Consider the following 17,249-nt stretch of genomic DNA (forward strand, 5'->3'; position numbering starts at 1 on the left):
CTCACACGAACTTCTCGGTGGCGAGGAACTCGACCAGCTTCACGCCGCCGTCGCCCTCGTCGGTGATCTTCGCGCCGCCGGAGCGCGGCGGCCGCTTGCTGTGCTCCAGCACGGCGCTGGTCGCGCCCTCGAAGCCCACCTCGGCCGGGGCGACCCCGAGGTCACCCAGGGAGAGCGTCTGCACCGGCTTCTTCTTGGCGGCCATGATGCCCTTGAAGGACGGGTAGCGCGGCTCGTTGATGGTGTCCCAGACGGAGACCACGGCGGGGGTGGTGGCGGTGACCACCTCGTAGCCCTCCTCGGTCTGCCGCTCGACGGTCAGCGTGGAGCCGTCGACCGTGAGCTTGCGGGCGCCGGTGAGCGCCGCGACGCCCAGCCGCTCGGCGAGCATGTGCGGCATGACCTGCACCCGGCCGTCGGTCGACTCGCTGCCGCAGAGCACCAGATCGGCGTTGAGCTGACCGAGGGCGGCGGCGAGCACCTTCGAGGTGGCCACGGCGCAGGAGCCGTGCAGGGCGTCGTCCACGACGTGCACGGCCTTGTCCGGGCCCATGGAGAGCGCCTTGCGGATCGACTCGGTCGCCCGGTCCGGACCCATGGTCAGGACGGTCACCTCGCCCCCGTGGGCCTCCTTGATCTTCAACGCCTCCTCGATGGCGTACTCGTCCATCTCGTTGATGACGTTGTTCGCCGAACCGCGGTCGACGGTGTTGTCGTCACTGCGCAGGTTGCGGTCCGCGCCCGAATCGGGCACCTGCTTGACGAGTACGACGATGTTCATCGCGCTTCGACGACCCTCCTGTTGGTGTTGCGATCGCTCGCCCGGTCTGGGGCGCAGCCTCGCGCTTCCGTTGACGCCGGTCAACCGCGCGGTGCTGTGCAGTTGCCCACGGCGCAATGTTACCTGCCAGTAGCATCTGCCCCCGGCGACCTCAGGGTGACACAGCTCACCGACGGCCATGCGGGCGGGTAATCTGACGAATCGGGAGGTGTCGCGAAATGTCAGAAAACACCAGCGCCGGCCGCGCCGACGCCCCGCGACACCGCTGTCGCCGGACCCGACCCGAGGCGTACCGGTGCGCCTGCGGCCGGCTGCGCGACCGGTGCGTGCGGGCCACCGTCCGGGCGCTCTGGTCGCCGACCCGATGCGCCGCCCACGGCGAGACCACCCACCCCGACGCGCCCCTCGGGCCCGGGGGCGACCACGGCGGCCGCCCGCACCGGGACGCCGGCGCGGCTCACGCCGGCTGATCCAACGCGTCCCTGATCCGCTCGATGGCCGCCGCCTCGGCCGGGGCGACCCCCCGGTGCGCACCGGCCACCCGCTCGGCCGCCGAGAGCACCACCTCGCGGTAGCCGGCCACGTCCCGGGGCGACTTCTCCCGCAGGATCCGCACCGAGCGGCCCAGCGCCGGCAACACCACCGCCTCGATCTCCAGGGCCGAGTCCCGGGGCAGCTGCGGCAGCGGACCGCTGGTCAGCGCCTCCTTGACCACCCCGCTGCTGTCGGCCATCGCACCGGAGGCGGCGAAGCTCTCCCGGAACAGGGCGAGCATCCCCGGGTCCGCGTTGGCCACCAGGAACACCGCCCCGAACGCGCCCGTCTTGAGGGTCAGCCGTTCCTCGGCCGTCAACCGCTGCTCCATGATCACGGAGTGTAGACGTACGGGGTGGTGGTCGTGACCGGGACGAGACCGAGCCGCTGGAGGATCGACCGGCTCTCCGGCGAGCAGTCCACCTGGAGCAGCGTCCTGCCACGCTGCTCGGCCAGGCGCGCCCGGTACGCGACCAGCGCCCGGTAGACGCCCCGCCGCCGCCACTGCGGCAGGGTCGAGCCGCCCCAGAGGGTCGCGAAGCCGGTGTTCGCCTGGTAACGGACCCAGCCGGCGCTGACCACCGTGTCGTCCGCCTCGGCGACGACGACCGTGATGGACTGCGGGTCGGCCTCGATCTCCCTCGCCAGGCCGGTCACCAGGTGGCTGCGGTCGTCGTGCCAGACCGCCTCCTCCATCGCGGCAATCCGCTCCAGGTCCTCCCGGGCACTGACCTCGCGCAGGCGTACCCCCTCGGGCAGCACGGGCACGGCGGCGGCCAGCGCCGCGACCGGACCGACCACGACGGTCTCCTCCGCCTCCGCGACGAACCCGGCGGCGCGCAGCCGATCGGGCAGGTCGGCCGGCTGGTCGTGCCCGTTGAGCTTCCACTCCACCGCCTCGCCGCGCCGGCGGAAGAACTCCACCTGCCGGGCGATCAACGCGTCCAGCTCGGCCCCGGCGAGCCCGTCCAGCGTCCGGTACGTGAGGAAGCCGCGCTGGTCGAGGCCGAGGACGCGGACCAGCGGGCCGTCCCGTTCCACGACGACCCCGGCCGGCAGCGGATCCGGAATCTCCGGGCGGATCTGGGCGTCGTAGGCGTCGCGCAGCGTGCGGGCGTCAAGATCGGTCATCCCTCGAGGCTACGGCCGGCCGGAAACGGATAATGGTCACGTGTGGCAGGCGATCAGGCGGTGGTTCGACCCGCGCGAGATGCGGGCGGTGGGCAGCACCCCCGACTACCGCTTCTCGCTGGCCAACGAGCGGACGTTCCTGGCCTGGCTGCGTACCGGGCTGGCGCTGGTCGCGGGCGGCCTGGCCGCCGCGCAGTTCCTGCCGCCGGCGCACCTGCGGGAGGTGATCGCCATCGCGCTGCTGCTGCTCGGCGGCACGGTGGCGGTGCGCGCGGTCGACCACTGGGCGCGTACGGAGCGGGCCATCCGCCTCGGCGAGGAACTGCCCGCCTCACGCTTCCCGGCGGTGCTCGCCGTCGGCCTCGGCGCGTTGCTGCTGGTGGCGGCGGTACTGGCCCGGGCGGTCGGTGGCCGGTGAACCGGCCCGGCGGAGCCGGCGGCCACGGGGCGCAGCCGCCGGGGCGGGACCGGCCGGCGCGCGACCCCGGGCTGCAACCCGAGCGAACAAGGCTGGCCTGGCGGCGTACGGCCCTGGCGCTCACCGTGATCATGGTGCTGACCGTGCGGCTCGCGCTCACCGGACCGCCCGCCGGCGGGGCGTTCGGCGCGCTCGTCGCCGGGGCCGCCGTGCTGGGCTGGGGCGCGGCGCTGACGGTCTGCTGGCGGCGGGCCACCGGCACGGGCCCGGCCCCCGGCTACGGGCGCTCGCTACCCCTGATCGCCCTCGCCACGGCCGGCTTCGCGCTGCTCGGCACCCTGCTGGCGGCGCGCGGACTGGGTTGACGGGAGTCGGTGCGCCATGATTGACCCATGGCCCGGCTCTACGTCCTCCTCTTCGTCGTGCAGATCGTCCTCGCCGTCTGCGCGCTGATCAGCTGCCTCTCCGCCGAGGAGGGCGAGATCAAAGCCCTGCCCCGGATCGCCTGGGTGCTGATCATCCTGTTCTTCCCGCTGCTCGGCTCCCTCGCCTGGTTCGCCGCGGGGCGCGAGCGCGTCGCCGGGCGACCCGCCGGCGGAGCGCCGAAGGGTCGGCTCCTGCCGCCCCGGGAGCGGCCCCGCCCGGTCGCCCCCGACGACGACCCCGAGTTCCTCCGCTCCCTCGGCGAGCGCTCCCGGCAGGAGGACGGGGAGCTGTTCCGCCGCTGGGAGGAGGACCTGCGCCGCCGCGAGGACGAGATGCGCCGCCGCGACGGCGAGCCGCCGCGCGAGGAGGACCGCCCCGAGGGTTCCACCCCCGGCGCCTGAGCCCCGCGCCGTCGCCGGTCGCCCGGCGACGGCGGCGGGCCCGACTCAGGCCAGGTTCGACGAGCGGGGGTACGCGTCCGCCGGGTCGGTGAGCACGTTGACCAGGTACGGCACGCCGGCGTCGAACGCCCGCCGCAGCGCCGGCCCGAGGTCGCCGGCCTTCGCCACCGTCTCGCCGGCCCCGCCCAGGGCGCTCACCACGTGGTCGTAGCGCAGCTCCGGCTGGAGGTCGGCGGCGACGTCGTAGCCGTACATGGCGCGCATCGGGTGCTTCTCCAGGCCCCAGATGCCGTTGTTGCCGACCACGATCACCACGGGCAGCTTCTGCCGCGCGAGGGACTCGACGTCCATCAGCGAGAAGCCGGCCGCGCCGTCGCCCATGAGGACGCAGATCTGCCGGTCGGGGTGGCTGACCCGGGCGCCCATCGCGTAGCCCATGCCGGTGCCGAGGCAGCCGTACGGGCCGGGGTCGAGCCAGGTGCCGGGCTGCGCGGGCTCCAGGTAGCGGCCGGCGTACGAGACGAAGTCGCCGCCGTCGCCGATGGTGATGGCGTCGCGGGCGAGGACCTTGCGCAGCTCGCCGTAGACCCGGGCGGGCCGGATCGGGTCGGACTCGGCGGCCATCTCCTCGGCGTCGCGGGCCTTCGCGGCGTCCTCGGCCGTACGCAGCTCGGCGATCCAGTCCGCGTGCTCGGCCCGGTCGCCCGGGTGGTCGGCCAGCGCGGTGAGGATCAGCCGGAGGTCGCCGGCGGGGGCGGCGGCCGGCTGCACGTGCCCGGCGCGCTGGCTGGGCGCGTCGACGACGTGCACCACCTTCGCGTCGCCGAAGTCGCCGAAGCTGAGCCGGAAGTCGAGCGGGGTGCCGATCACGACGACCACGTCGGCGCCCTTGAGTGCCACGCGACGGGCCTTGGCGAAGGCGAGCGGGTGCTCCGGCGGCAGGGCGCCCCGGCCCATCCCGTTGGTGAAGACCGGCACCTGGAGCGCCTCGGCGGCCGCGCGCAGCGCGTCGACCGCGTCCCCGGCGTAGACGTCGGAGCCGGCGATGATCACCGGACGGTGGGCGGCGGCGATGAGGCCGGCCGCCTTCGTCACCTCGTCGGGGTCGGGCTCGACCGGCGCGATGCCCGGCAGCGGGGGCAACTCGGCGTCGGAGACCGAGAAGACCGCCTCCAGGGGGAAGTCGAGGAAGACCGGGCCCCGGTGCGGGGTGAGCGCGGTGGTCAGCGCCGCGGTCACCGCGCGCGGGATGTCGTCGGGGCTGAACACCGTCTCGGCGTGCTTGGTGACCGGGGCGACCAGCGGCAGGTGGTCCATCTCCTGGAGGCTCCCCGAGCCCCAGCGGAACTGCGGGGCCCGGCCGCCCAGCACCAGCACGGGCGAGGCGTTGAAGTACGCGCTGGTAAGCCCGGAGACGCCGTTGGTGACGCCGGGGCCGGCGGTGAGCACGGCGAGGCCGGGGCGGCGCTGGAGCTTCGCCACCGCCTCGGCGGCGAAGACGGCCGACTGCTCGTGCCGCACGTCGTAGATGGGGAAGCCGGTCTTGTGCGCGGCGTCGTAGAGCGGAAAGACGTGCCCGCCGGAGAGGGTGAACATCTCCCGCACCCCGTACGCGCGCAACGCCGCGAGCGCGAGCTCCCCGCCGTGACCTTCAATCCGCTCCGTCATCGCCGCTCCCCTTCGTCCGCATGGCCGGTGTCACACGCTACTCACCGGTAGGCGGAATGTGAACAGTTCTCGTTCGACGCCGGGACCGGCGGGTCGCCCCGCCGGCCCGCGCCCGGTCAACGGCCGGTGAAGTCCGGCTTGCGCTTCGCCACGAACGCCGCCATGCCCTCGCGCCGGTCCTCGGTGGCGAACAGCGCCGCGAAGAGCTGACTCTCCCAGGCCAGACCGGAGTTCAGGTCCATGTCCAGGCCGCCGTCGACGGCGAGCTTGGCGGCGCGCAGCGCCTGCACGGGCCCGGTGAGGTACGGGCGGACCAGCTCGACCGCGGTGTCGTAGACCTGGGCCGCCGGGGCGAGGCGGTCGGCCAGACCGATGCGCAGGGCCTCCTCGGCGTCGACCATCCGGCCGGACATGATCAGGTCCTTGGCCCGGGCCGGGCCGACCAGGCGGGCCAGCCGCTGGGTGCCGCCCGCGCCGGGGATGATGCCGAGCTTGATCTCCGGCTGCCCGAGCTTGGCGTCCTCGGCCACCACCCGCCAGTCACACGCCAGCGCCAGCTCGCAGCCGCCGCCGAGGGCGTAGCCGGTGATCGCGGCGACGACCGGCTTGGGGATCCGGGCGATGGCGCCGAGGGCGCTGGAGAGGTCGGCCGCGCGGTCCGCCATGTCCACGTAGGACATGTCGGCCATCTCCTTGATGTCCGCGCCGGCCGCGAAGACCTTCTCCCCGCCGTACACGATGACGGCGCGGACGCCCGGGTCGGCGGTGGCCGCCGTGGCGGCGGCGCGCAACTCCTCCTGCACCTGGGTGTTCAGGGCGTTCATCGGCGGCCGCTCCAGCCGGATGGTGCCGATGCCGCCCTTGGTCTCCAACCGCACGAACTCGCCCACGCTGGCCCTCACTTCCTCGTCGAAGTCGCGTGCCAACCTTACGGCCCGGATCGTTGGGGTAAGTAGTGTGGTCTCAGGCCCGCCACCGGGAGTACCGCCATGATCACGTACTACGACGACAGGTCCGTGCAGGTCACCTCGACCGCCGTCCGGGTGGACGGCCGGACCTTCCGGCTGGCCGAGATCAGCATGGTGTGGCACCGGCGTGGCAGCCGGTCCTGGCGGGTGCTCGCCGGGCGCGGCGCGATCGGCGCGGCGCTCGCCGGCCCCCTGGTCGCCGCCGCCCTCGGCATCGCCCTCGCGCTCTGGCTGGACCGCTCCCTCACCATCACCATCGCCATCGTCGGTGCCTCGGTGCTGATCGGGCTCGCGGTCGGCCCCGTCGCGGACTTCCTCTTCGAGCACCTCGACCGCTCCTACGCGCGGGGCAGCCGGCAGTTGGAGATCTGGGCCCGCTGGCGCGGCCAGCCGGTGCGGCTGCTGTGCACCGGCGACGCGCTGCGCTTCGGCCAGATCTACCGGGCGGTGCAGCGGGCCGTCGAGGCGGGCCAGCCGGTGTCCCCCCGCCGCCGCTAGAACCCGATCGGCCCGTCCGGCAGCATGCCCAGGCCGCGCAGCAGTCCGAACAGGTCCTGCTCGCCCCAGAACTGCACGATCCGGCCACCGTCCAACCGGTACATCTTGCAGGCGCTCTGCACCGCCGTCGCGCCGGTGGCGTCCCGCCGGTAGGTCTGCGCCAGCGACACCACCACGCGGTCGTCGGCGGCGAAGATCTCGACGATCTCCTGGTCGAGCACGGTCAGCCCCGGCGAGGCGACGGCCCCCTCGACGTGGTGCCGCCCCCGGACCGGGCTGCCGGAGCCGTAGATCAGCACGTCCTCGTCGACCACCGCGCGCAACTCCGCCAGGTCCTTGGTGACGAAGGTCCGCAGGTAGCGGCGGACCACCTCGACGTTGCGCTCCTGCTCCGTCATGACCGGTCACGGTACCGCCCCGGACCGCCTCGGACCGCCCCCGGACCGCCCTCGGACGCCCCCCGCCGGGCGAGGTGGCCTGCCGCCCGCGCTGTCGAGCTGCCCCGTCCGAAGGGGCAGGCGCGCCGGCCGCCCCCGGCTCGCACGCCCCGAGCGGTCCCATGAACGGGGCAGCTCGACAGCCGCCCGGACGGGCTCCCGGGAGTCGCTCCGACGCCGGTGTGCGGTGGCGCTCCGACGCCGCTTCGACACCGTTGCGGTGGTGCCCCATCGCGGTTGCAGTGAGACCAAAGGCGGACGAGGCGCACCCGTCGCAAGGCAGCGGCAGTACGCCTCGCGCGCCCTTTGGAGCTGATGACGTAAACGACTCAGCCGGTCCGGCCTCCCCGACGAGCGCCAGCGACCCAGAGGGCGATGTCACAAACGATTCAGCTCCAAAGGACGGGCGCGACACCACCCCTGCCCGACACCACCTCCGCCCGACACGGCCCCCGCCTGACACCACCTCGCCCGGCACGGCCCCGCCGACAACGCCTCCGGTAGAGCGGGCCGCGCGAGCGGCGCGACCCGGCCGGCAGTGGTTAGGCTTAGTGATGACCATCTATTACCGGGACGACGCGGTGCAGGTGACGTCGGAGTCGATCCGGGCCGGCGGGCTCGCCGTGGCGATCGCCGACGTGACGTACGTCTGGCACGCGCAGGGGCCGAAGACGCTGGCGGTACGGGGGCGGGTGCTGGGTCGCGGCGTCCTGGTCCTGCTCCTCTCGCTGCCTCCGCTGGTCGCGGTGGTCTGCGTGCTCTCGCTGGCCTGGTCGGCGCAGGACAGGGGCGAGTGGCAGCTGGCGCTGATCATCCTCGCCGCGTGCGTCGTCGGCGCGCTGGCCCTGGCCCCCTTCCTGGAGATCCCGCTCGGCTGGCTCGACCGCTCCTACGAGCGGGGCAGCAAAGTGCACGAGCTCTGGGTCCAGCACCACGGCCGGGAGGTGCTGCTGCTGCGCACCCCCGACGCGCTGCGGTTCGGGCAGATCTACCGGGCGGTGCAGCGCGCGGTAGAGCAGTACACGGACTCCTGACCACGGGGCCTGCCGCCCTGTCCGGCGGTACGGGCGCGGGCGACGCACACTTGGTGCCATGGTGATTCCCCTCCCCCGGCCCGCCGCGGTCGTCGGTCTGACCCGATCCGCCCTCGATCAGGCCCTCGGCTCGGCGGCCTCGTTCGCCGCCGTGCCGGCCCGCGCGTTCGCCGTGCTGGACTCGGTGGAGGCCCTGCTGAAGCGGGTCGACGGCATGGTGGACCGCATCGACGGCGTGGTGGACCGGATCGAGCAGACCCTCGACCGCACCGACCGGGTGCTCACCGACGCCGATGGCGCGGTGCGGGAGGTGGCCGTCATCAGCGCCGCCGCGACCACCGCGATCGAGACGGCCACCGAGGTGGCCGCCGCCGCGGCCGTCGTGGTCGGCGAGGCGGAAAAGGTGTCCCGTACGGCCGGTGCGGTGGTCGCCGAGGCCGACGCGGTGGCCGTACGGGCGGCCGGCACCGTGGGCACCGCGGCGGAGGCGGCGGCCACCGCCGCCGAGCTGCTGACGGCGTACGAGCCGGCGCTGCGCCGGGGCGCCCCGATGGCGAACCGCTTCGTCGAGCAGCTCAGCCACGAGGAGGTGAACGCCGCGATCCGGCTCGTCGACGAACTGCCGAAGCTCAAGCAGCACCTGACGGCGGACATCCTGCCGATCCTGGCCACCCTCGACCGGGTCGGGCCGGACCTGCACGACCTGCTCGACGTCACCCGCGACCTGAAGCTCGCCGTCGCCGGCATCCCCGGGCTGGGCATGCTCCGCCGCCGGGGCGAGAAGCTCACCGACGACACCGAGGCGTGACCGAAGGACGTACGGCCCGTGGCCGGGCGGCTCAGGCAGGAACGTAAAGCTCGTCGATCTCGGCCCGGGTGGGCAGCGCCACGGAGGCGCCGAGCCGGCGGGCGCAGGCCGCCCCGGCCGCCGCCGCCCAGCGCACCGCGTCGACCACGTCCCGGCCCTCGCCCCAGGCCACCGCGAGCGCGGCGGTGAAGGCGTCCCCGGCGGCCGTGGAGTCCACCACGTCGACCTTGACCGCCGGCACGTGCACGGCGGTGCCGTCGCGGTCGCCGTACCAGGCGCCCTGCGCGCCGAGGGTGAGCACCGCCCGGGGCGCCAGGTCGAGCAGGGCCGACGGCTCGTCCAGGCCGTGGCCGGTGAGCGCATGGGCCTCGGTCTCGTTGACCACCAGCAGGTCCGTCGCCGCCAGCAGCTCCGGCGGCACCGGCACCGCCGGGGCGGCGTTGAGCACCACCCGGGCGCCGGCCGCCCGGGCGACGACGGCCGCCTCGGTCACCGTCGCGACCGGGATCTCCAGCTGCGCGAGCAGCACGTCCGCCCCGCGTACGGCGGTCAGCTCGGGCTCGGTCAGGCCGGTCATCGAGGCGTTGGCCCCCGGGCTGACCAGGATCGCGTTCTCGCCCTCGGCGTTGACCATCACCAGCGCCACCCCCGACGTGCCGTACGTCGTGCGGAGCTGCCCGGTGTCGACCCCGGCGGCGGTGATCCGCGCCCGCAGGGTGACGCCGAACGAGTCGGAGCCGATCGCCCCGAGGAAGGCGCAGGAGGCGCCGGCCCGGGCCGCGGCGACGGCCTGGTTGGCGCCCTTGCCGCCGGGCACCATGACGAAGTCGGTGCCGAGCAGGGTCTCCCCCGGCCGGGGCAGGGCGGGGGCGGTGCCCACCAGGTCCATGTTGGCGCTGCCCACCACGACGACCCGGGTCTGCCGCATCGTCACCTCCCCGTCAGGCGGCGCGGGCGGTGAACCGGTCGCCGGAGCGCTGCACGGCCAGCGGCAGCCCGAAGGTCTTGGAGAGGTTGTCCCCGGTCAGCGTGGCGTCGAGGAGCCCCTGCGCCACCACGCCGCCCTCGCGCAGCAGCAGCGCGTGCGTGAAGCCGGGCGGGATCTCCTCCACGTGGTGGGTCACCAGCACCAGCGCCGGGGCGTCCGGGTCGTACGCCAGCTCGGCCAGCCGGGCGACCAGGTCCTCCCGGCCGCCCAGGTCGAGCCCGGCGGCGGGCTCGTCGAGCAGCAGCAGCTCCGGGTCCGTCATCAGCGCGCGGGCGATCTGCACCCGCTTGCGTTCCCCCTCGGAGAGGGTGCCGTAGGTGCGCTCGGCGAGGCCGCCGATGCCGAGCTGGCCCAGCAGCGCGCGGGCCCGGGCCTCGTCACTGCTGTCGTAGCTCTCCCGCCAGCGCCCGAGCACCGACCAGGCGGCCGTGACGACGACGTCGCTGACCCGCTCGTCGGCGGGTACCCGCTCGGCGAGCGCGGCGGTGGAGAGCCCGATGCGGGTGCGCAGCTCGTTGACGTCGGTGCGGCCGATCCGCTCGCCGAGCACGTGGGCGGTGCCGGTGGTCGGGTGCAGCCGCCCGGCGGCGAGGTTGAGCAGGGTCGTCTTCCCGGCGCCGTTAGGCCCGAGCACCACCCAGCGCTCGTCCAGCTCGACCCGCCAGTCGACGTCGTGCAGCAGTGCCGTGCCCGCCCGGCGTACGCCGACGCCGTCGAGGCTGACCACCAGATCCTCGTCCCCAGTCACCCGACCATCCAACCACGCAACGCCGGGGCGCCCCCCACGGGCGGCGCCCCGGCCATAGGGTGGGGCGCCGTGTCGTTGGTCACCACAACCGGAGGACGGTCCATGCCCGGTCGCAGCGGGGAGCCACGCGGATGAGCGCGGTCATCGAGATCGAGGGTCTGCGTAAGACCTTCCACAGCGTGCGGCAGGGCCGCCGGGTGGCGGTCGACGGCTTCGACCTGCTGGTGGAGGCCGGCCAGATCCACGGTTTCCTCGGCCCCAACGGGTCGGGCAAGACCACCACGCTGCGCGCCCTGCTCGGGCTGGTGCGGTCCGACGCGGGCCGGATGACGGTGCTGGGCGTCCCCTCGCCGGCCGGGCTGCCCCTGGTGTCCGGGCGGGTCGGCGCGATCGTGGAGAGCCCGCAGTTCTTCGGCAACTTCACCGGCCACCGCACCCTGCGCCTGCTCGCCCGGGCCGGCGGCGTGCCGGTCGCCCGGGTCGACGAGGTGTTGGAGCGGGTGGGCCTGCGGGACCGGGGCGACGAGCGGGTCAAGGGCTACTCGCTGGGCATGAAGCAGCGGCTTGCGGTGGCCTCCGCCCTGCTCAAGGACCCGGAGCTGCTGATCCTGGACGAGCCGGCGAACGGGCTGGACCCGGCCGGCATCCGGGAGATGCGGGACCTGATGCGTTCGCTGGCGGAGGCCGGCGTGACCGTGCTGGTCTCCAGCCACATCCTCGCCGAGATCCAGTTGATCTGCGACCACGTGACGATCATCTCGCGGGGCCGGCGGGTGGCCGCCGGGCGCGTCGACGAGGTGCTGGCCGGCTTCGACCGGCACGAGCTGCTGGTGCGGGTGGACGATCCGCAGCGTGCCGTGGAACTGCTGACGGCGGCCGGGCTGGCGGCGACCGGGCACGACGACCACCTGGTGGTGGCCGACGTGGACGACGCCACCGAGGTCAGCCGCACCCTCGGCGAGGCGGGCCTCTGGGTACGCGAGCTGACCCCGCTGCGGCCCGACCTGGAGAGCGTCTTCCTCGAACTGACGGGCACGGCGGCGCACCCGGCGCTGCCCCGGCAGGTGGACGACTCGGTGCTGCCCGACGGCGGGCCCTCCGAACCGGTGATCGACCTCGACGTGCGGGGAGTGGACGCGTGAACCTGGTCCGTGCCGAACTGGAGCGTCTCGGCGCCCGGCGCTTCGTGCAGCTCATGCTCGTCCTGCTGGTGCTCGCGTTCGGCGTCACGGCGGCGACCACCCTGGCCAACTCCCACCGGCCCAGCGCCGAGGAGATCTTCGAGGCCCAGCGCAGCGCCGCCGCGGCGCGCGGCGAGCTGGAGCGCGTCCACCAGCTCTGTCTGGACCGGCAGCGCGGCGCCGTGCTGGCGGACGACGTGCGGGAGTACGTCCCGGACGACTGCGGCGAGGTCGACCCGGCCCTGATGGAGCGGGCGCCCGTGGCGGCCGACTTCCTCCACGGGGTGTTCACCTTCGCCGAGGAGGCCGGCTCGCTGCTCTACTTCCTCATCGCCTTCCTCGCGCTCTTCGGGTTCCTGGTCGGCGCCTCCTACATCGGCGCCGACCTGAATTCGGGCGGCGTGGTCAACCTGCTGCTCTGGCGTCCCCGGCGGATGACGGTGCTCGGCACCAAGCTGGGCACCCTGCTCGGCGCGACGGCGCTGCTGTCCGTGCTGGCCTCGGCGGCGTACCTCGGGACGTTCTGGCTGATCGGTCGGTTCGCCGGGCGGCCGGGGCGGCTCGACGGGGAGTTCTGGGGCTCGCTGGGCGCGACCTGGGGCCGCGGCCTGCTGCTGGTGCTGCTGCTCACCGTCATCGGGTTCGCCGTCGCCACCCTGGGCCGGCACACCTCGGCGGCGCTCGGCGCGATCGCCGGCTACCTGGTGGTGTGGGAGCTGGGCGCCCGGCTGGTGATGGAGATCCTGGACGTCGTCAAGGTGGACCGGTACATGCTCTCCAGCCACGCGGCCGCCCTGCTCAACGGCCGGATCGAGTTCTGGGACTACCGGGCGTGCGACAACGGGGTTTCCAATTCCTGCAACGGCCTCTACGTGATCACCTGGCAGTCGTCGCTGGTCCTGCTGCTCGGGCTGACCGCTGCCCTGACTGCCGCCGCCTTCGTGGCGTTCCGCCGCCGCGACCTGATGTGACGCCCGGCCGCCGGCGACGTCGCGGGCACGGGGCGCGGGGCGGGAACCGCGCGGGCGCGGCAAGACCTTGCAGGATGCCGGCCGGCGATGAAATATTCCTTCACATGTCGCCCGCCTGCCGCCGCACCCGCCGAACCCGGTCGGCGGCCGGCGGCGCGCGGCCCGCGCCGGCGGGCGGCCGGGCCCGGTCAGCCGACGGTCGAGCCGAAGACCTCGTCGCGGACGGCGTCCAGGGCGGTACGCAGCGCACCCCGCAGGATCGGCTCCTCGGTCAGCCCGGTGGGCACCACCCGGGGGCGGACCAGCGTGATCGCCGCGACCTCGTGCTGCACCCGCTCGGCCAGCGCCGCCCCGCCGGCCTGGCCGACCTCGCCGGCGAGCACCACCAGCGGCGGGTCCAGCACCACGCAGGTGCTCGCCACGCCCAGCGCCAGCCGGCGGGCCACCTCGTCGAGCATCGGGCCGCCGGCCGTGCCGTCGGCCACCGCCGCCCGCACCGCGGCGGCGGCGCTGTCGTCCGGGTAGCCGTGTGCGCGGGCCAGCTCGCGGACCGCGTCGCCGCCGATCAGCTGCTGGAACGCCGGCTTCGCCCGGCGGGAGACGTCACGCGGGATGGGCGCGCCGGGCACCGGCAGGTAGCCGATCTCGCCGGCCGCGCCGCTGCTGCCGTGGTGCAGCCGGTTGCCCAGCACGATCGCCAGGCCGACACCGGCGCCGACCCAGACCAGGACGAAGTCCGTCAGGCCCTGGGCCGCGCCCGACTGCGCCTCGGCGACGGCGGCCAGGTTCACGTCGTTCTCGAAGACCACCGGGGTGTGCAGGTCGTCCCGGAGCGCCGCGAGCAGACCGGTGTGCCAGCGGGGCAGGTTGAAGGCGAACGTGATGTCCCCGGTGCCGGGGTCGACGAGGCCCGGGGTGCCCAGCACGATCCGGCGTACGCTCGACAGCTTCGCCCCGGCGCTGCTCGCGGCCTGGACCACCGCGTTGTGCACGACCCCCACGGGGTCGTCGGTGTCCTGGGTCGACTGCTCGACGCGGCCGATCACCGCCCCGGTGATGTCCGCGCAGGCCGCGACCACCCGGTCGGCGCCCACGTCCACCCCGACCACGTGCGCGCTGCCGGGCCGCACGGCGTAGAGCTGGGCGTTCGGCCCCCGCCCGCCGGCCTGCTCGCCGACCCGGGTGACCAGGCCCCGCTCCTCCAGCCGCTCGACGAGCTGGGAGGCGGTGACCTTGGACAACCCGGTCAGCTCGCCGAGGCGGGCCCGGGTCAGCGGCCCCTGCTCCAGCAGCAGCTCCAACGCCGCGCGGTCGTTCAGCGCCCGCAACAGGCGGGGGGTGCCGGGCAGCCGGGTCGCACTCATGCCACGTCCTCTAGTTTTGGTAAACCTTGCTAACTGTAAACCGACCTGCGAGCGGGTAGCCGACAGCGTATCGGCCGCCCGGGAGCGGGGTGGTCGGCCGACCCGGTACGTCACCGACCCCCGCCGGTACGACCTCCGTACCGCCGGGGACGAAAGGGGAAGATCACGTGGGGCTGGATCCAGGACTGCGCCGGCTCGCGCTCGGCACGCTGCTCGCCGCGTACCCGGGGCCGGTTCCCCCGGGCTGGGCGGTCGACCTGGTGGCCGAGGGGCTCGCCGGGCACACCCTGTTCGGCACCAACGTCCACGACCCGGCGCAGGTGGCGGCGAGCACCGCCGCCCTGCGGGCCGGCCGCCCGGACGTGCTGATCGCGATCGACGAGGAGGGCGGTGACGTCACCCGGCTGGCGCACGCCACCGGCAGCCCGTACCCGGGCAACGCCGCGCTCGGCGCGATCGACGAGGTGACGCTGACCCGCCGGGTCTACGAGGCCATCGGCGCGGAGCTGGCCGGCCTCGGCGTGACTGTCAACCTCGCGCCGACGGTGGACGTGAACACCGCCGACGAGAACCCGGTGATCGGCACCCGCTCGTTCGGCGCGGACCCGACCCGGGTCGCCGCGCACTCCGCCGCCGCCGTGAGCGGGCTCCAGGCCGCCGGGGTCGCCGCCTGCGCCAAGCACTTCCCCGGGCACGGCGCGACGGTCGCCGACTCCCACCACGAGCTACCGACCGTGGACGTACCCCTCGACGTGCTGCGCCGCCGCGACCTGCCGCCCTTCGCCGCGGTCGTCGCGGCCGGCGCGCAGGCCGTGATGACCGCGCACATCCGGGTGCCGGCACTGACCGGTGACGGCCCCGCCACGTTCAGCCGGGCCGTCCTGGTCGACCTGCTGCGCGGCGAGTACGGCTTCACCGGCACGGTCATCACCGACGCGCTGGAGATGAAGGGCGCGGCGGTGGCCGCCGGCGGGGTGGGCCCGGCCGCCGTGCGGGCCCTCGCCGCCGGCGCCGACCTGCTGTGCATCGGCGCCCAGGTCGACGCCGAACTGGTCGAGCGGGTGGTCGCGGAGATCGTCGGGGCGCTCGGCGACGGCCGCCTCGACCGGGCGCGGGTGGAGCAGGCGGCCGGCCGCGCCGCCGCGCTCGCCGCCTGGACCCGGGCCGCCGGCACGACGTCCGTCGCCCCCGACGGGCTCGGGTACGCGGCGGCGCGGCGCGCCGTCCGGGTGGAGGGGGAACTGGCCGGCCTGGACCGCCCGCTGGTCGTCCAGCTGCACGCCGCGTCGACCATCGCCGAGGGGCGGGTGCCGTGGGGCCTCGGCCCGCACCTGGACGGCGCGGAGGAGTTGCGGGTGGTCGCCACCGAGACCGGGCCGGCCGCCCTGCGCCAGCTCGCCGGGGACCGGCCGATCGTGCTGGTCGGCCGCCACCTGCACCGGCTGCCGGGCGGGGCGGAGCTGGTGACCGCGCTGGCCGCCGAGCACCCGGTGACCGTGGTCGAGATGGGCTGGCCGTCGCGGTGGCGTCCGGTGGGAGCGCGGGCCTTCGTCACCACGTACGGCGCGAGCCACGCCTGCGGCCGGGCGGCAGCCGAGGTGCTCGGCCTGGCCGGCTGACGCCGGCGCATACCCCGACCTGGCCCGATCGGCTTCGACCAGGCCCGGTCGGGGTATGCGACGGCATGACCGCCACCGATCCCTGGCACCGGGCCCTGGCCGACCTCGTGTCCCGGTCCCACCGGTTGCCGCCGGACGAACTCGCGGCCACGGTCGACGCCGCGCTCCGGCCACTGGGCGCGGCGGCGACCGTCTACCTGGTCGACGCCGAGCAGCGCGACCTGCGCCCGCTGCCCGGTTCGCAGCGGCCGGCGCCGACGGTGCTGCCGATCGACACGAGCCTCGCCGGCCGCGCCTTCACGCAGGTCGAGGTGCACGTGAGCCCCGGGCCGCCGCCCCGGCTGTGGGTGCCGATCGTCAACGGCACCGACCGGCTGGGGCTGATGGAGGTGTTCCCGCCGCCCGACGCCGACCTCGCCGACGAGGCGCTGCGCGACGGCTGCCGACTCGTCTCCGGGCTGGTCGGTCACCTGGTCACCAGCAAGCGGGACTACGGCGACGTCCTGCACCGGGCGCGGCGCAGCCGGCCGATGGCGGTCTCCGCCGAGCTGCTGTGGCACCTGCTCCCACCGCTGACCTTCGCCACCGGGGAGGCGGTCGTCAGCGCCCTGCTGGAGCCCTGCTACGAGGTCGGCGGGGACGCCTTCGACTACGCGGTGCACGGTGGGGTCCTGACCCTGGCGATCCTCGACGGCGTCGGGCACGGCCTGCCGGCGGTGCTGACCACCTCGGTGGCGCTGGCGGCGCTGCGGGCCGCCCGGCGCACCGGCGCGGACCTGCCGGGTCTGGCGCGGGCGGTGGACGCCGCGATCCTCGCCGAGTGGCAGGACGCGCGGTTCGTCACCGCGGTGCTCGCCGAGTTCGACACCGGCAGCGGGCTGCTGCGCTACGTCAACGCGGGGCACCCGCCGCCGGTGCTGCTGCGCCGGGGACGGGCCGTACGGGAGCTGGCCGGGGGCCGTCGGCTGCCGCTGGGCCTGCCGGACGGCGACGTCGAGGTGGCCCGTGCCCGGTTGGAGCCCGGTGACCGGCTGCTGCTGCACACCGACGGGGTGACCGAGGCGCGCGACCCGGCGGGCGAGATGTTCGGGCTGACCCGCCTGGCCGACCTCGCCGAGAGGCACATCGGCTCCGGGCTGCCGGCCGCGGAGACGCTGCGCCGGCTCAGCCACGCGGTGACGGAGCACCAGGGCGGGACGCACCAGGACGACGCGACGCTGATGCTCGTCGAGTGGTCCGCCGAGGCGTCGGCGAACGCGGAGCCCTGAGCCCGG

The 17,249-nt window shown here is 74.9% G+C and carries 20 protein-coding genes; 11 read left to right on the forward strand and 9 right to left on the reverse strand.

Annotated features, from left to right (window positions below; all coding sequences use genetic code 11):
- Position 1: 1 nt before the first annotated feature.
- On the reverse strand, positions 2–781 hold the full coding sequence (locus ACTMS2_RS11975) for an electron transfer flavoprotein subunit beta/FixA family protein (protein ID WP_089001656.1): 780 nt from the start codon (positions 779–781) through the stop codon (positions 2–4).
- A 218-nt stretch (positions 782–999) separates the two neighbouring features.
- Here ACTMS2_RS11975 and ACTMS2_RS11980 point away from each other — a divergent pair, with 218 nt between their 5' ends.
- Complete coding sequence (locus tag ACTMS2_RS11980) at positions 1,000–1,251, forward strand: hypothetical protein (RefSeq protein ID WP_441175441.1); 252 nt, start codon at positions 1,000–1,002, stop codon at positions 1,249–1,251.
- Here the strand turns inward: ACTMS2_RS11980 and ACTMS2_RS11985 are convergent.
- Both ACTMS2_RS11985 and ACTMS2_RS11990 read right to left on the reverse strand, forming a co-directional pair.
- Positions 1,239–1,646, reverse strand: coding sequence for a hypothetical protein (locus ACTMS2_RS11985; protein WP_441175442.1), 408 nt, complete (start codon positions 1,644–1,646; stop codon positions 1,239–1,241). The two genes, ACTMS2_RS11980 and ACTMS2_RS11985, sit on opposite strands and share 13 nt — an antisense overlap.
- A gap of 2 nt (positions 1,647–1,648) precedes the next feature.
- Entirely contained in the window at positions 1,649–2,446 is a 798-nt protein-coding gene (locus ACTMS2_RS11990) for a GNAT family N-acetyltransferase (protein ID WP_441175443.1), read from the reverse strand.
- Positions 2,447–2,525: 79 nt separating this feature from the next.
- On the opposite strand from ACTMS2_RS11990, the gene ACTMS2_RS11995 reads away from it, so the two are divergent.
- Genes ACTMS2_RS11995 through ACTMS2_RS12005 form a run of 3 tightly spaced genes read left to right on the forward strand, consistent with a single transcriptional unit; the run spans position 2,526 to position 3,691 of the window.
- A complete protein-coding gene (locus ACTMS2_RS11995) occupies positions 2,526–2,864 on the forward strand; it encodes a YidH family protein (RefSeq protein ID WP_441175497.1) in 339 nt (112 codons plus the stop codon).
- Positions 2,861–3,229, forward strand: coding sequence for a DUF202 domain-containing protein (locus ACTMS2_RS12000; protein WP_441175444.1), 369 nt, complete (start codon positions 2,861–2,863; stop codon positions 3,227–3,229). The genes ACTMS2_RS11995 and ACTMS2_RS12000 overlap by 4 nt, the downstream gene beginning before the upstream one ends.
- Before the next feature lie 27 nt (positions 3,230–3,256).
- Positions 3,257–3,691: a PLD nuclease N-terminal domain-containing protein gene (locus tag ACTMS2_RS12005; RefSeq protein WP_089001662.1), complete on the forward strand. Its 435-nt coding sequence runs from the start codon at positions 3,257–3,259 to the stop codon at positions 3,689–3,691.
- A 45-nt stretch (positions 3,692–3,736) separates the two neighbouring features.
- Here ACTMS2_RS12005 and ACTMS2_RS12010 read toward each other — a convergent pair whose 3' ends face one another.
- Positions 3,737–5,359, reverse strand: a complete 1,623-nt coding sequence (locus tag ACTMS2_RS12010; RefSeq protein WP_441175445.1) for an acetolactate synthase — start codon at positions 5,357–5,359, stop codon at positions 3,737–3,739.
- 116 nt (positions 5,360–5,475) lie between these two features.
- Complete coding sequence (locus ACTMS2_RS12015; RefSeq protein WP_441175446.1) at positions 5,476–6,249, reverse strand: enoyl-CoA hydratase-related protein; 774 nt, start codon at positions 6,247–6,249, stop codon at positions 5,476–5,478.
- A gap of 99 nt (positions 6,250–6,348) precedes the next feature.
- Between ACTMS2_RS12015 and ACTMS2_RS12020 the strand changes: the two genes are divergently transcribed.
- Positions 6,349–6,825, forward strand: coding sequence for a DUF6232 family protein (locus tag ACTMS2_RS12020; protein WP_441175447.1), 477 nt, complete (start codon positions 6,349–6,351; stop codon positions 6,823–6,825).
- On the opposite strand, the gene ACTMS2_RS12025 is transcribed toward ACTMS2_RS12020, so the two are convergent.
- Entirely contained in the window at positions 6,822–7,223 is a 402-nt protein-coding gene (locus tag ACTMS2_RS12025) for a nuclear transport factor 2 family protein (protein WP_441175448.1), read from the reverse strand. The genes ACTMS2_RS12020 and ACTMS2_RS12025 overlap by 4 nt on opposite strands.
- A 593-nt stretch (positions 7,224–7,816) precedes the next feature.
- Between ACTMS2_RS12025 and ACTMS2_RS12030 the strand changes: the two genes are divergently transcribed.
- The gene (locus ACTMS2_RS12030; protein ID WP_441175449.1) at positions 7,817–8,296 is read left to right on the forward strand and encodes a DUF6232 family protein; all 480 of its coding nucleotides are present in this window, start codon (positions 7,817–7,819) and stop codon (positions 8,294–8,296) included.
- Positions 8,297–8,354: 58 nt separating this feature from the next.
- Positions 8,355–9,104, forward strand: a complete 750-nt coding sequence (locus ACTMS2_RS12035; protein WP_441175450.1) for a hypothetical protein — start codon at positions 8,355–8,357, stop codon at positions 9,102–9,104.
- Positions 9,105–9,135: 31 nt separating this feature from the next.
- Here the strand turns inward: ACTMS2_RS12035 and ACTMS2_RS12040 are convergent, their stop codons facing one another.
- Both ACTMS2_RS12040 and ACTMS2_RS12045 read right to left on the reverse strand, forming a co-directional pair.
- Complete coding sequence (locus tag ACTMS2_RS12040; protein WP_441175451.1) at positions 9,136–10,032, reverse strand: ribokinase; 897 nt, start codon at positions 10,030–10,032, stop codon at positions 9,136–9,138.
- Between the two features lie 13 nt (positions 10,033–10,045).
- Positions 10,046–10,852, reverse strand: a complete 807-nt coding sequence (locus ACTMS2_RS12045; RefSeq protein WP_441175452.1) for an ABC transporter ATP-binding protein — start codon at positions 10,850–10,852, stop codon at positions 10,046–10,048.
- Between the two features lie 119 nt (positions 10,853–10,971).
- Between ACTMS2_RS12045 and ACTMS2_RS12050 the strand changes: the two genes are divergently transcribed.
- Positions 10,972–11,982: an ABC transporter ATP-binding protein gene (locus tag ACTMS2_RS12050; RefSeq protein ID WP_441175453.1), complete on the forward strand. Its 1,011-nt coding sequence runs from the start codon at positions 10,972–10,974 to the stop codon at positions 11,980–11,982.
- Entirely contained in the window at positions 11,979–12,992 is a 1,014-nt protein-coding gene (locus tag ACTMS2_RS12055; protein WP_441175454.1) for an ABC transporter permease subunit, read from the forward strand. Before ACTMS2_RS12050 ends, ACTMS2_RS12055 begins: the two co-directional genes overlap by 4 nt.
- Positions 12,993–13,180: 188 nt before the next feature.
- Here the strand turns inward: ACTMS2_RS12055 and ACTMS2_RS12060 are convergent, their stop codons facing one another.
- On the reverse strand, positions 13,181–14,356 hold the full coding sequence (locus ACTMS2_RS12060; RefSeq protein ID WP_441175455.1) for an ROK family transcriptional regulator: 1,176 nt from the start codon (positions 14,354–14,356) through the stop codon (positions 13,181–13,183).
- A gap of 167 nt (positions 14,357–14,523) precedes the next feature.
- Here ACTMS2_RS12060 and ACTMS2_RS12065 point away from each other — a divergent pair, with 167 nt between their 5' ends.
- Positions 14,524–15,975: a glycoside hydrolase family 3 N-terminal domain-containing protein gene (locus ACTMS2_RS12065; RefSeq protein WP_441175456.1), complete on the forward strand. Its 1,452-nt coding sequence runs from the start codon at positions 14,524–14,526 to the stop codon at positions 15,973–15,975.
- Positions 15,976–16,040: 65 nt separating this feature from the next.
- On the forward strand, positions 16,041–17,243 hold the full coding sequence (locus tag ACTMS2_RS12070) for a PP2C family protein-serine/threonine phosphatase (RefSeq protein ID WP_441175457.1): 1,203 nt from the start codon (positions 16,041–16,043) through the stop codon (positions 17,241–17,243).
- Positions 17,244–17,249: the final 6 nt, after the last annotated feature.

The sequence above is a fragment of the Micromonospora sp. SD12 genome (genome assembly GCF_052068495.1).
In the GTDB taxonomy this organism is placed as follows: Bacteria; Actinomycetota; Actinomycetes; order Mycobacteriales; family Micromonosporaceae; genus Micromonospora; species Micromonospora echinofusca.

Bases quoted from the DNA above. Each gene is read 5' to 3' on its own strand.
- ACTMS2_RS11975 (WP_089001656.1), bottom strand. From the start codon at position 781: ATGAACATCGTCGTACTCGTCAAGCAGGTGCCCGATTCGGGCGCGGAC.
- ACTMS2_RS12010 (WP_441175445.1), bottom strand. From the start codon at position 5,359: ATGACGGAGCGGATTGAAGGTCACGGCGGGGAGCTCGCGCTCGCGGCG.
- ACTMS2_RS12070 (WP_441175457.1), top strand. From the start codon at position 16,041: ATGACCGCCACCGATCCCTGGCACCGGGCCCTGGCCGACCTCGTGTCC.
- ACTMS2_RS12035 (WP_441175450.1), top strand. From the start codon at position 8,355: ATGGTGATTCCCCTCCCCCGGCCCGCCGCGGTCGTCGGTCTGACCCGA.
- ACTMS2_RS11995 (WP_441175497.1), top strand. From the start codon at position 2,526: ATGCGGGCGGTGGGCAGCACCCCCGACTACCGCTTCTCGCTGGCCAAC.
- ACTMS2_RS12030 (WP_441175449.1), top strand. From the start codon at position 7,817: ATGACCATCTATTACCGGGACGACGCGGTGCAGGTGACGTCGGAGTCG.
- ACTMS2_RS11980 (WP_441175441.1), top strand. From the start codon at position 1,000: ATGTCAGAAAACACCAGCGCCGGCCGCGCCGACGCCCCGCGACACCGC.
- ACTMS2_RS11985 (WP_441175442.1), bottom strand. From the start codon at position 1,646: ATGGAGCAGCGGTTGACGGCCGAGGAACGGCTGACCCTCAAGACGGGC.
- ACTMS2_RS12060 (WP_441175455.1), bottom strand. From the start codon at position 14,356: ATGAGTGCGACCCGGCTGCCCGGCACCCCCCGCCTGTTGCGGGCGCTG.
- ACTMS2_RS12020 (WP_441175447.1), top strand. From the start codon at position 6,349: ATGATCACGTACTACGACGACAGGTCCGTGCAGGTCACCTCGACCGCC.
- ACTMS2_RS11990 (WP_441175443.1), bottom strand. From the start codon at position 2,446: ATGACCGATCTTGACGCCCGCACGCTGCGCGACGCCTACGACGCCCAG.
- ACTMS2_RS12040 (WP_441175451.1), bottom strand. From the start codon at position 10,032: ATGCGGCAGACCCGGGTCGTCGTGGTGGGCAGCGCCAACATGGACCTG.
- ACTMS2_RS12005 (WP_089001662.1), top strand. From the start codon at position 3,257: ATGGCCCGGCTCTACGTCCTCCTCTTCGTCGTGCAGATCGTCCTCGCC.
- ACTMS2_RS12025 (WP_441175448.1), bottom strand. From the start codon at position 7,223: ATGACGGAGCAGGAGCGCAACGTCGAGGTGGTCCGCCGCTACCTGCGG.
- ACTMS2_RS12050 (WP_441175453.1), top strand. From the start codon at position 10,972: ATGAGCGCGGTCATCGAGATCGAGGGTCTGCGTAAGACCTTCCACAGC.